This window comes from Streptomyces zaehneri (genome assembly GCF_032248645.1).
GTDB lineage: Bacteria > Actinomycetota > Actinomycetes > Streptomycetales > Streptomycetaceae > Streptomyces > Streptomyces coriariae.
In genome coordinates, this window is sequence record NZ_JASTTJ010000002.1 from 79,336 (window position 1) to 91,974 (window position 12,639).

Consider the following 12,639-nt stretch of genomic DNA (forward strand, 5'->3'; position numbering starts at 1 on the left):
CCTGCGCGGCGAGCCGCTCCGGGTGGACGCTGGCCCGTGGCGGTCGTACGTCGCGTGCGGGCCGCTGACCGCCGGCGTGCCCCGATCCCCGGGACGTTCGCGCCGCGCATCGCGCCCCGGCCTCGCCCTCCTCGTCCGGCCTGGGTCGCGAGCGAAAGCGCCCGCAGCAGGGAGCACAGCCGCACGGGACTCAGTCGTCGTTTCCGGTGTTCTCGCTCGGCAGGAGCGTCTGGCGTGCCCAGAGACTCAGCAGCACCGCCCCGCCGACCAACAGCGGCACCGGGTCACGGGCAGGTGGAGCCAGCACATATCCCAACGCCGTGACGGTGCAGACCGTCAGGGGGACGAACGCCGCGGCACCCTCTGTCCCCCGTCGCAACGTCGGCTGAGCGGTGCCCAGGACGCCGGCCCCGCCGGGCAGCCAAGGGCTGACGGCGACCACCAGCAGGCCCGCGGTACTGCAGGTGTCGACCAGTTGCCAGGACATCGCCCCGGGGCTGTGCGGGCCGACCGTCCACAGGCGCAGGGTGTCGCCGATCAGCATGAGGGACAGCCCGACGATCCCGACCCACAAGGAGACTCGCTGATCGCTCCGTACAAGACGGCACAGGGCGAACAGAAAACTGAGGAACACGACCTCCGCGGTCCACAGGACACCGACCATCCCCGTCCCCAGCCGCCAGCCGACACCGGCCCCCAGCAGCAGCACCCACCCCATCATGAGCACGACCCCGGCTGTGACGACCCCGTCGAGCACGCGTCGCAGCAACACGTGCCTGCCTTTGCCGGCATCGGCCGCGACCACCAGACCGGCCATCCCCAGGCCGACCGCCAGCGTCACTCCGGTGACCACCACCGAACCGAGCAGCGATGGTTCGTCCCGTCCCGGACCCGGAGGGTGAGCCGACAGCACACCGACCGCCCCCCGGTACACACCCCCGGCTACCGCCGAACCCGCCAACAGCAGCAGACGCGTCCGTACCCGTCCACTCGACCCCCACGCACGGAGCACCAGGGAGGCCGCCAACCCCCAGCAGGCGGTGGACGGCCCGAAGGCCACCCTGCGCGCCGCCGCGCTCCCGGCCACCCACGGCCCGCTGAAGGCCAGTGCTGTTCCCACGAGACAGGCCAGGCCCACCGCGCCCCAGGCCCACGCCCCGGTCCGATGGCAGCGGCCCGCCCGGACCTCGAGTACGTCCGGCGACTTCGCCAATCCCGACATCAGGTGCGCCTTCCACCGGTCCCCCGCCCGCAGGACCTTTCCTGCAGCCCTCGGCTCCATTCAGAGACCGTAGAAGACTCGCCACCCGCCGCGAACTGAACAACCGGCTCATTCACTCGTCCTGTGTAAGGGAAGAGCGTCGAGTGGCCCTCGGCCCTGTGCGGTCATCACCAACTGCCTTGCCACCACCGGCTCCGATGCCGGACCGGCGGGCGACGGCCGGGGGTTCCTGTCCGGCCCGCGGTGTGCTCGCGGCGAGCACCGGACGTCCGGCAGTATGCCCCTGTGCCCCTCGTCCCCGGAACCGATGACCGCGCCGTGGAACCCGCACGGATCCGACTGGCGGCGGCCGGGGCCGCGGTGGTGACCGTCGGCGCGGGGCTGGGACTCCGGGCGGTGGCCACGGGAAGCCTGGCCAAGTACGGCGGAGACGCGCTGTACACCGTCCTGCTGCTCACCCTCGTCGTACTGGTGGCGCCACGGCTGACGCCCCTGACGGCCGCCGCGAGCGCACTGGCCATCAGTTGCGGGGTCGAGTTCCTGCAGCTCAGCGAGGTGACGGCGGAGCTCTCCCAGCGCAGCGCCGTCACCCGCCTCGTGCTCGGTTCCACCTTCAATCCACCCGACCTGTTCTGGTACGCGGTCGGTGCGGCAGGGGGCTGGCTCGTCCACACCGCGATGGGGCGCTCCCCGGCACGTCCGCGCGGAGGACCCGGTTGATACCAGCCTTCTGGTGGCGAAGGGCGGCGAGCGGCGGCGAACGGCATCGGACACCGCGTCCTGCCGGCAGGATCTCCCGCTCCGCCCTCTCCGGAAGTGAGGCGGCTCCGTTCGTCCGGCAGGCCCCGTGGAGCAGTTCCTCCACCCGGCAGGTGCCATGTCGGCCACGCCGTCGCGCGCCACTCACCCGCGGCCCGTCAGGCGGATCTGTGGCGCCTGACGTGGCCGCGCGGAGAGGGGCCGGTCGAGGCCGTCATGCCTCGCAGCGGGTCTCAGAAGTCATCCGCGCCGTTGCGGAGTTCGGGGGTCCAGTAGCCGGTGAGGGCCTTTGCCGGATCGACGGCGACGCCGTCGCTGGCGGGCGCGGTGACGGCGATGACGGTGGAGTCGCCCTCCAGCATGACGGAGAACGCCGACACGGGCTCGTTGTCCTCGTCGACCCCGCCGTCGGACAGCTTCACCAGGGCGTAGGCCGGCGCTCCCGCGGCGAGCACGACCGGCGCGGCGGGCTTGCTCTTGGCGACGGCCTCGACGTCCTGCTTGTGGCTCTCCAGGAACTGGACGTGCGGAAAACCCGTCAGCCGGCAGGAGTGGCGGGAGGTGTTCTTCGCCGTGAGGACGAGGTGGGTGTAGGGCGGACCGTCCTGCGTGGCGGCGGTGACGGTGACGTCCCCCGCGGTGCACACCGGGGTTGAGGCGGTTGCCTGCTCGCCGGCCGAGCCCGCGGCGCCGTCGGCGTCGGTGGATTCCGCCGGGCCCGTCGAGTCCGTCGATCCCTTCGAACCGGAGGCGCTGGTGCCCGTGCCGTCCGCCGCCTTACCGGTCGCCGAAGAGGTCGCCGCGGGGGCCGACTTGGTGTCCGCGTCGCTCTGGCAGGCCGTGAGGGACAGGGCGAGGGCCGTGCCCGCGACAGCGAGCAGCGTGGAGCGGTGACGAAGCGTGTTCATGGAGAGTTCCCCCGTTGGTGAGTGGTGTGGAGCCGCGGCTCGGTGCCGTCGGCCGTGGTGGTCCTGTTGGTGGTCCGCGGTTCTCAGTTGCCTTTGCCCGGCCGGTGGTCGGACGGGAGGGTGTACACGAACTCGCGGGGACAGGCGTGCGCCGCCGCCAGCACCTCGGGGACGCTGAGAACGCTGCGCCTGGACACCCCGACGCTGTGCTCAATGCTGCTGTTCATGTGAGATCTCCCCCAAGCGATCACCCGCATGCGGGTGATGGCCGGTCGACGGCGGCTGGTCAGTGCGGCTGCACGGCCCGCACAGGCCGTCCCCGCGGAATCCGTCCGCCGAGGGTTCGTTGCCCGGCTCCGTGGAACCAGGGGCCGCTCCCGCGCCTGTCCTCAGTCGATCACCGACGGTCTCCGTCTCCCAGGCGGTTCTCCCGGCAGAAGTGCCGTCCGCCATACTTCTGCCGGGGGCTCGCGCAGGAAGAGCCGGACGATCGGGGACATCAACAGTGCGCGGTGCCACGCCTCTCACCGGGGACTTCGGGCAGCAGTTGCGCCGTCTGCGGGCCGGCGCCGGGCTGAGCCAGGAGGCGCTTTCCCATGCCGCCGGGGTGAGTGTCAGATCACTGGCGGACATGGAACGCGGGCGTACCCGGGGGCCGCAGCGCCGCACGGTTCAGGCTCTGGCCGAAGCACTGGGGCTGGGCGACGACGAGGCGGCGGACCTGGAGAAGTCCGCCGCCATGGGGCGTCCGCGCCCCCGGGCAGCCTCCGGCCCCGCCGTCCCCGCCACCTTGGCCCTGCCGCGTGACATCCAGGACTTCACCGCGCGCGCCCCGGCCCTGGGCCGGTTGCTGGACCTGGCACGAGACGCCGATCCGGGGCGGCCGGTGGTCACCGTGGTCACCGGGCAACCCGGTCTGGGCAAGACCGCGTTCGCGGTGCACGCCGCGCATCGCCTCGCCCCGCACTTCCCTGACGGGCAGTTCGCCCTGGACCTGCGCGGCATGGATCCTGAACCGGCCGTCCCCCGGGACCTGCTGGCCCGGCTGCTCAGCGCGATGGGAGTCGCCGGCGCCTCGATACCGGCCGACGCCGACGACCGTGCCGGCCTGTGGCGGTCCCTGGTCGGTGACCGACGGGTGCTCCTGCTGCTGGACAACGCAGCCGACGAATCCCAGGTCGTCCCCCTGCTGCCCGGCACCGGCCCGTCCCTGACCATCGTCACCAGCCGCAACGCCCTGGCGGGTCTGGAGTCCGTCCACCGCAGCGATCTGGCCCTGCTGCGACGCGAGGAGGCCGTGGAACTCCTCACCCGCATCCTCGGTGCGCAACGGGTCCGGGCGGAGGCGCAGGCCGCACGCGACCTGGCCGACCTGTGCGGACACCTGCCACTGGCCGTCCGGATCGCCGGCCAACGGCTCCTGAGCCGGCCGCACGAACGGCTGGACAAGCTCGTCGCCCGCCTCGCCGCCGAAGGCCGCAGGCTGGACGGCCTCCAGGCCGGAAGCCTGCGGGTGCGTGCCGCCTTCGCGCTTTCGTACCGGCAACTACCCCCGAATTCACGGACGTTCCTGCGCCGCGCCGCGCTGGCCGCCGGAGCGGACTTCAGCCCCGAGACCGGCGCACTCCTGGCCGGTCTGTCCTACGACGAGGCGCTCGCCTGCGCGGAGGAGCTGACCGACGCCGGGCTCCTGCAGAGCGATGCCGGCGCCGAGCGTTACCGCTTCCACGACCTGCTCAGGCTCTACGCGGCCGAGCAGACCGAGGCGGAGGACGGCCCCGCCGTCCGCGACGCCGCCCTCGACCGGACCGCGCGATGGATGCTGCGCCGGGCCACTGCCGCCGCGCTGTACTTCGAGGTCGACCACGACCGGACCGCGCAGCACGGCGACCCGGACCCGGACGGAGCGCCCGCCGGTCGGGAGGAGGCGCGGGCCTGGCTGGAGACCGAGCGCGCCCAGTGGCTCGCCGCGCTGCGCCGGGCCCACGGCACGGGCTGGCACCGACAGGTTCTGGACACGGCGGAGGCGATGCACTGGTTCTCCGATGTCAACCAGCACTGGGAGCAGTGGGTGGAGGTGTTCCGACGCTCCGTCGACTCCGCCCGCTCACTGGGCAGCAGACGAGAGGAGGCGGTCCACCTCAACTACCTCGCCTGGGCCTACAACCTCTGCGTCCACGATCCCCAAGCCGCCCTGACCACGGCCGACACCGCGCTTGTGGCGGCCCGGGACTGCGGGGACGGGCTTCAGGAAGGCTGGGCACTCGGCTACGGTGCGGGCGCGCTCCACCGGCTGGGCCGGGCGGAGGAGGCCCACAGCCGCCTGCGCGAGGCGGCCCGTCGCCTCGCCTCGCAGGACTCCCCGCAGGCCCGGCTGGCCGAACTGACGATCCTCAACAGCCTGGGTACCCTGCTGCGGCACACCGGCCGGGCGGCGGAGGCCCTCGACATCCACCGCCGCAGCGAGCAGATCTGCCGCACGGGGATTGCGGGGCGGACGGACGAGCTCATGGCGTTGTATCACGCGGTCACCCGGCAGCAGATCGGCAACGACCTGGCGGCCCTGGAGCGCTGGCACGAGGCCGAACCGCCGCTCCGGCAAGCGCTCGCCGACTTCGAAGCCGCGCAGATGCCTGCCTGGATCGAACCGGCTCGGCTCGATCTGGGCCGGGTGCTCAGTGCCACGGGGCACCGTGAGGCCCGGGAGACGCTGATCGCCGCCCACGACGGCCTCGCCGCGCTGAGAAGCCCGCTCCTCGTACAGGCCGCCGCCGCACTCGACGCACTCGACCAGGCCGGCACTGTCATGTGAGGTCGGCCGGCCCCGCACACCGGCTGCCGCACAGGTGCGCCCAGGACCGGTCGGCGGTGTCGCGCCGCCGGCTCGAGGATGAACCGGAACGCTCAGCTCGGGGAGGACGGGGTGAGCACCACGAAGTCGGCTTCGGACCGGTCGAGGCAGACGGCGAGCCGGCCGACGCCCTCCGCGTCCGTCGGGCCCATCTGCACGCTGCCGCCGCCCCCGGTGACCGCGGCAACGGCGGCGTCGCAGTCGGCGACGGCGAACACCGGGTGCCAGTACGCCTGCCCGCCCGCCAGGGCGAGGTCCTCCTCGCGGACCTGCATCAGGCCGCCCTGCATACGTTCCTCGGGAAGCCCGGCAGGCGTGATGAGGGTGTACGTGCCCCCGCCGCCCGGCATTTCCGTGTCGCTGAACCGCCAGCCGAAGACCGCGCCGTAGAACTCCTTCGCGGCTGCGGCATCGCTCGTGTACAGCTCGGTCCAGGACAGCGAACCCGGCACGTCGGCCAGCTCGAAGCCCGCGTTCCCGCCTGGCTGCCAGACCGCGAACTGGCCGCCCGACGGGTCGGTGTACTGCGCCATCCGCCCCCACTCACCGAGGTCTCTCGGCGGCACCCGGACCACGCCGCCTGCGCCCTCCACCGCCTGGGTGGTGGCATCCGCGTCGGTGACGCAGTAGTAGATCATCCAGGCCGAGCGAGCACCCTCCTCGGACAGCTTGCCCAGACCGGCGACGGTCTTGCCGTCCTTCTGGAACATCCCGCCCTCCATGTCCGCGCCCTCGCCCCCGCCGTCGCCCATCGACTCGTAGCCCCAGCCGAGCACCGAGCCGTAGAAGGCCGCGGCGGCGCGGACGTCGGGCGCACCGAGGTCGAGCCAGCAGGGGGAGCCGGGCGTGAGGTCGGTCGTGATCACGGCTGTTCCCTTCGCAGGTGTTCCTGTGCCGTTTCAGCGTGACACCGGCCACCGACAATCGCGCGTCGGCCGCGTCCGTACCCTCGGCCACCCGGCCACCCGGCCACCCGCGGCGAGGACGCGAGCGCGGGCACCTGGCGGACCGCCACCGCCTTCGCCCTGATCACCGGCGTACGCGAAGACCTCGCTCCCCCGGTCCTGACCGGCCCCGCCTTCACCGCCGAGGACCGCTCCGCCTTCACGTCGTACCGCGTGGCCCTCCACGACTACCTGAAGGGCGCGGACCCGGAGCCGGCGACGGAACGGGCGCTGCGGGACGTCGCCAAGGCCAGGGACTGGGTCTTCTTCCCGCCGCCGGGGGCCCTGTTGGATGTGCTGAGGGGGATGCCGGGCTTGCGAACACGTGGGGACGGGCGTGGTGAACTGCGGATACGCGGGTGCGGGGCCACGGGTGCCCGTGCTGCTGCTCGACGCCCCGGACTCGCGGGTCCAGCGTCAGCGCGCTGAGTCGGGCAAGGTGGCGAGCAGTTGCTTGTCCGTCACCACAGCCAGCGACAGGGTGCGATAGCCGACCGACTCGAACAGGATGGTGATCTTGCCGTCGCCCTCGCTCATGACCTCCCCCTGCCCCCACTGGTCATGGCGCACGCTGACGCCCGGCAGGTAGGGGTGGTCGTCCGCCGCGGGCCGTGCGACGGTCTCCACCGCCCGGACCGCACCCGAAGAGCCGCCCGCACGCGCACCGGCCCGGGTCCACCGGCCCTGCCGCGTGGCCGCCTTGTACGGCCGTCCGGCGTCCTCGGACCGCCCGCGCCTCAGCCCGGCCGCAGGCTTGGCCACCGGGCCCGTGCAGTTGCCGCACGCCCCGCACGGGACGGGGACGGACTCGCCGAAGTAACCAAGGAGGAAACGTCGTCGGCAGTCGGTCGTCTCGGCGTACCCGCGCATCATGTCGACCCGGGACTGTTCGAGCTTACGGTGCGTGGCGTGGACGGCGAGGGCGCTCTGCACGGCGGCGTCGACGTCGTCATCCGCGGAGGCGCCGTCGGTGCCGGCCGCGCCGGTGAAGCGGCTGCCGTCCCGTCCGGTACGGACGGCCCCGGCCTCCTCCAGCAGGTTCAGCACGGCGGACAGCGCCGTCGCGCCGAGTTCGCAGTCGGCCCGGAGCCGGGTCGCGCCCACGGCGCCCTCCTCGGCGCGCAGCCGTGCGGCGACGCGGCGCAACGCGTCGGCGTCGGGAGCGCCGGCGGCGAAGAAGCGCTGCAGGCCGAGATCCTGCGGACGGTAGGCGAGGATCGCCCTGGCCGGTGCCCCGTCGCGGCCGGCCCGGCCGATCTCCTGGTAGTAGGCGTCGAGCGAGCCGGGGACGGAGGCGTGCAGCACGAACCGTACGTTCGCCTTGTCGATGCCCATCCCGAACGCCGAGGTCGCCACGACCACGTCGAGTTCACCGGAGCTGAAGCGGTCCTGCGTCCGGCCGCGCTCGGCGGCGGACCGGCCCGCGTGGTAGCTCGCGGCGGACAGTCCGAGGTCGCTCAACTGCTCCGCATAGCTGTCCGCGGCCCGCCGCGTCCCCGCGTACACGATTCCCGGCTTCTCCTCGACGGCCGCCCGCTCCACGACGAACCGCTCCTTGGCGGCTCCGTCCTGAAAGGTCGACACGTCCAGGTGGATGTTGGGTCGGTCGAAGCCGGCCACTACCTCCACCGGGTCGTTCATGCCTAGACGTTCGGCGATGTCCCGGCGCACCGGCGCGGCCGCGTTCGCGGTCAGGGCGAGCACCGGCGGGTTGCCGAGCCGCTCGCGCGCGTGGCGCAGCCGCAGGTAGTCGGGACGGAAGTCGTGCCCCCAGGACGACACGCAGTGCGCCTCGTCCACCACCAGCAGCCGAGGCCGGACGGCGGCGAGCCGGTCCGTGACGTCCGGCTTGGCGAGTTGCTCAGGAGCGAGGAAGACCACGTCGACCGAAGAGGCGCTGATGCGGGCCCACGCCGTCTCGTTGTCGCTTCGGCGCTGCGCGGAGTTGATGACGGCGGCGCGCAGCGCGCCGGATCCGAGCAGGCTCTGCATCTGGTCCCGCTGAAGCGCGATCAGCGGCGAGACGACCACGACGGGACCGCCGAGCAAGACCGCGGGCACCTGGTACACGGCCGACTTGCCCGCGCCGGTCGGCATGACGGCGAGTACGTCACGCCCCTTCATCACGGCCTTCATCGCGCTCAGTTGGGCCGGACGCAACTGCTGCCACCCGAAGACCCGACGAGCGATGCCGCGCAGACGACGGGACGTGAGTGCGAACATGGTTCTCCTTCAAAGGGTTGGCGTCCAACCGCCGTGTGCCTGGCGGCTACCCCGGTTCGCCGGGATATCGCCTCACGATTCGCTCTCGTGGAGGCCCAGCGACGCTGTCATGGTGGTCGCACGCACCTCCGCACGCAGAACTATGGTGTCCCACCACATGTGCCCCTGACCTGCGGATTCCTACGGTATGGCGACACGGAACGTCCCCGCCAACCGCTTGGAAGTGGTACCGATGTCCTCCCCCGCGACCGCTCCGCCATCCCCGGGAACTCCAGCCAGCCTCAAACGCATCGTCGCCGCCAGCCTCATCGGCACCACCATCGAGTGGTACGACTTCTTCCTTTACGGCTCGGCCGCCGCTCTCGTCTTCAACAGGCTGTTCTTTCCGGACTCCGACCCGCTCGTCGGCACACTCCTGTCGTTCCTGACCTACGCCGTCGGTTTCGCCGCGCGGCCGCTCGGCGCGCTGGTCTTCGGGCACTACGGGGACCGGCTCGGGCGCAAGAAGCTGCTGGTGCTGAGCCTGCTGCTGATGGGCGGGGCGACCTTCGCGATCGGGCTGCTGCCGACACACGCGACCGTCGGGAGCGCCGCCCCGGTGCTGCTGACCGTGCTGCGGCTGGTCCAGGGGTTCGCGCTCGGCGGTGAGTGGGGCGGAGCCGTTCTGCTGGTGTCCGAGCACGGGGACGCGCGGCGGCGCGGTTTCTGGGCCTCGTGGCCGCAGACGGGCGCCCCCGCGGGGCAGTTGCTCGCGACCGGTGTGCTGTCGCTGCTCACGGCCGTGCTCTCGGACGCCGCCTTCGCCTCCTGGGGCTGGCGGATCCCCTTCCTGCTCTCCGGGGTACTGGTGGTCGTCGGTTTGTGGATACGTCTGTCTGTCGATGAATCCCCCGTCTTCCGGCAGGCGTTGGCGCAGGCCGAGGCCCGCAAGGCGGTGCGCTCGGCGCAGGCCGAGCAGCTGCCGCTGGTGTCGGTGCTGCGGCACCACTGGCGTGACGTGCTGGTCGCGATGGGCGCGCGGATGGCGGAGAACATCTCCTACTACGTCATCACCGCGTTCATCCTCGTGTACGCGACCACCTCGGCCGGTGTCTCCAAGCAGACCGCTCTCAACGCCGTGCTCATCGCCTCCGCCGTGCACTTCGCGGTGATCCCGGCCTGGGGTGCGCTGTCCGACCGGGTCGGGCGCCGGCCGGTGTATCTGCTGGGCGCGGTCGGGATCGGGCTCTGGATGTTCCCCTTCTTCTCGCTCGTCGACACCGGCACCTTCGGCAGTCTCGTCCTCGCCGTGACGGTGGGTCTGGTGCTGCACGGGGCGATGTACGCGCCCCAGGCCGCCTTCTTCTCCGAGATGTTCGCGACCCGGATGCGCTACTCCGGCGCTTCCATCGGCGCCCAGTTCGCCTCGGTCGCCGCGGGCGCGCCGGCGCCGCTGATCGCCACCGCGCTGCTGGCCGACTACGACAGCTCCACCCCGATCGCCCTCTATGTGATCGCCGCGGCTGTGTTGACAGTCGTCGCCGTGGGAGTCGCCGAGGAGACCCGTCACCGTGACCTGACCGACGGCGATCCGGCCGATCCGGCCGGCGGCAAGCAGACCGACGGCGATCCCGGCGTGGGCTCGGAGCACCCGCAGACCCCGGCGACGGACGCGCGCGTCGTCTGATCCCGTCCCCGTGGCCGCCGCACAACGCCTCCGTACGCCGTCCGCGCGCGTACGGGGGCCGCTCAGTGCGGCGCCGGGGTCGCCAATCGGTGCAGTCTCAGGGCAAGTTGGATCTCCAGTGCGCGCGCCGGGCTCTGCCAGTCGTCGCCCAGGAGGCGGCCGACGCGTTCGAGTCGCTGGGCCACCGTGTTGACGTGGACGTGGAGTTCGTCCTTGGTGCGGGCCGGGCTCATGCCCGACGCGAAGTACGCGTCGAGGGTGCGCAGCAGGTCGGTGCCGCGTCGTTCGTCATAGGCGACGACGCGTCCTATGGTGCGCTCCACGAAGCCCGCCACGTCCCGGTCCCCGGCGAGGAGCAGCCCCAGGAAGCCGAAGTCCTCGGCGGCCGCCCCGTCGCCGGAACGGCCCAGCAGCCGCAGGGCGTCGAGACAGCGGCGGCCCTCCGCGTACCCGGCGACCACCGTGTCCGGGTCGGTGGCGAGGCCCCGTACGGGGGCGGACGCGCCGACGGTGACCGCTTCGTGCACGGCGGTGCCGAGGTGCAGCGCGGTACGTCGGGCCAACTCCGTTGCGGTGTCGCCGTGTTCGAGTGGCAGCAGCAGGACGGTGCCACCGTCGCGGGCGGCGGCCAGGCCGTGCCGGGTGGTGGCCAGGTGAGAGGCGGCGGACCACAGGCGGCGGCGCGCGGCCGCCTCCTGGTCGGCGTCGGGTGCGGCGGCGTCGAGGCGGGCCGCGAGCACGACATGGGTCGCGTCGAGGTCGGCGTGCAGCCGGGTGGCGCGCTCGCGCAGCAGACGCGGGTCACGGTCGCGGGCTTCGAGCAGGTCGTCGAGGAGCTCGCCGCGAACCCGTTGTTCGGCCTCGGCGGCCGAGCGTCTGGCCAGGAGCAGCAGGGAGGTGACCATCGCGGCCCGCTCCAGGGTGCGCTGGTCGACCGGGTCGAGGCCCGGGTGGCCGCGCAGCACCAGGGCGCCGAGCAGTTCGCCGCCCGCCGCGACCGCCGCGATCCAGTCGTGCTCATGGCGTACGGCGTGGCCTTCCGCGCGGGAGGCCTCCACGGCGGCGGCCGGCGCGGTCTCCAGGAACTCCACGGTGCCGTCGAGCACTTGGGAGACCGCGGCGGCCACGTCGTGGACCCCGCCGCCGCGCAGGACGAGTTCGGCCAGCCGGTCGTGGACGTCGGAGGCGCGCTCGATGACGGCGCTGCGGTCCCGGATGATCTCGTTGGCGTGCTCCAGGCCGGCCAGGGCCGAACGCGTCTCGGTGAGCAGGTTGGCGGTGTCGATGGCGGCCGCGGCGAGCGCGGCGAAGGATCCGAGCAGGGCGATCTGCTCCCGTTCGAAGACCCGGGCGCGCCGGTCGGCGGCGAACAGCACCCCGATGACGTGGGGTCCCAGCATCAGCGGGACCCCGAGGATCGCGACCAGTCCCTCGTCGCGTACGCCCGCGTCGATGGTCGTCGTGTGCCGGAAGCGGTCGTCACGGAAGTAGTCGTCGGTGACGTAGGGGCGGGCCGTCTGGGCGACCAGGCCGCCGAGTCCCTCCCCCATACCGAGGCGCAGCTGCTGGAAGCGGGCGGCGACCGAACCCTCGGTGACCCGCATGTACGTGTCGCCCCTGGCCGGGTCGTGCAGGCTGAGGTAGGCGATGTCGGTGCCGAGCAGCGAGCGGGCCCGTTGCACGATCGCCTGGAGCACGGCGTCCACGTCGCGTGGGCCCGCGAGGTCGTGGGCCGTCTCGAAGAGGGCGGACAGCTCGGCCTCCCGGCGGCGTCGGCCCTCCAGCTCGGAGCGGACCCGCAGCGCGAGCAGCTTGGCGTGTTCGAGTGCCGCGATCCGTTCGCCGGACCCTCCCTCGGCGCGGGCGAGCAGCACGGGCCGGTCGTACGCCTCGGCGGCCGCGCCCCGGGCGAGCAGCTCGAGGAACGGCGCGTCGGCGTCATAGGTGGGACCGAGGGCTGCCGTGGCGCCCTTCAGGTGATCGCGGGACATGCTCACAGGATTCCTCATCGCCGGGCCGCCCCGTCAGCCCTGTGGACAACTCCGCCGGCGCGGGCGGGCAGGGTA

At 72.7% G+C, this 12,639-nt stretch carries 9 protein-coding genes; 3 read left to right on the forward strand and 6 right to left on the reverse strand.

The annotated features are described in order from the left end of the window. Positions 1-190 precede the first annotated feature (190 nt). Positions 191-1,222, reverse strand: a complete 1,032-nt coding sequence (locus QQM72_RS03205; RefSeq protein ID WP_314219231.1) for a hypothetical protein — start codon at positions 1,220-1,222, stop codon at positions 191-193. A gap of 318 nt (positions 1,223-1,540) precedes the next feature. Between QQM72_RS03205 and QQM72_RS03210 the strand changes: the two genes are divergently transcribed. After that, positions 1,541-1,942 carry a ribosomal maturation YjgA family protein gene (locus QQM72_RS03210; protein ID WP_314219232.1) on the forward strand — a complete coding sequence of 134 codons (402 nt, stop codon included), beginning with the start codon at positions 1,541-1,543 and terminating at the stop codon, positions 1,940-1,942. A gap of 272 nt (positions 1,943-2,214) precedes the next feature. Here the strand turns inward: QQM72_RS03210 and QQM72_RS03215 are convergent, their stop codons facing one another. After that, positions 2,215-2,889: a DUF4232 domain-containing protein gene (locus QQM72_RS03215; RefSeq protein WP_314219233.1), complete on the reverse strand. Its 675-nt coding sequence runs from the start codon at positions 2,887-2,889 to the stop codon at positions 2,215-2,217. A gap of 83 nt (positions 2,890-2,972) precedes the next feature. Beyond that, positions 2,973-3,116, reverse strand: a complete 144-nt coding sequence (locus QQM72_RS03220; protein WP_314219234.1) for a hypothetical protein — start codon at positions 3,114-3,116, stop codon at positions 2,973-2,975. Positions 3,117-3,394: 278 nt separating this feature from the next. Between QQM72_RS03220 and QQM72_RS03225 the strand changes: the two genes are divergently transcribed. Beyond that, positions 3,395-5,701 (forward strand): ATP-binding protein, encoded by a 2,307-nt coding sequence (locus QQM72_RS03225; RefSeq protein WP_314219235.1) that lies wholly within the window; start codon positions 3,395-3,397, stop codon positions 5,699-5,701. Between the two features lie 92 nt (positions 5,702-5,793). Here the strand turns inward: QQM72_RS03225 and QQM72_RS03230 are convergent, their stop codons facing one another. Further along, entirely contained in the window at positions 5,794-6,606 is an 813-nt protein-coding gene (locus QQM72_RS03230; RefSeq protein ID WP_314219236.1) for a VOC family protein, read from the reverse strand. 495 nt (positions 6,607-7,101) lie between these two features. Then, positions 7,102-8,907 (reverse strand): RecQ family ATP-dependent DNA helicase, encoded by a 1,806-nt coding sequence (locus QQM72_RS03235; protein WP_314219237.1) that lies wholly within the window; start codon positions 8,905-8,907, stop codon positions 7,102-7,104. Positions 8,908-9,139: 232 nt separating this feature from the next. Between QQM72_RS03235 and QQM72_RS03240 the strand changes: the two genes are divergently transcribed. Then, positions 9,140-10,573 carry an MFS transporter gene (locus QQM72_RS03240; protein ID WP_314219238.1) on the forward strand — a complete coding sequence of 478 codons (1,434 nt, stop codon included), beginning with the start codon at positions 9,140-9,142 and terminating at the stop codon, positions 10,571-10,573. Between the two features lie 62 nt (positions 10,574-10,635). On the opposite strand, the gene QQM72_RS03245 is transcribed toward QQM72_RS03240, so the two are convergent. Continuing rightward, a complete protein-coding gene (locus QQM72_RS03245) occupies positions 10,636-12,564 on the reverse strand; it encodes a helix-turn-helix domain-containing protein (protein WP_314219239.1) in 1,929 nt (642 codons plus the stop codon). Between the last annotated feature and the right edge of the window lie 75 nt (positions 12,565-12,639).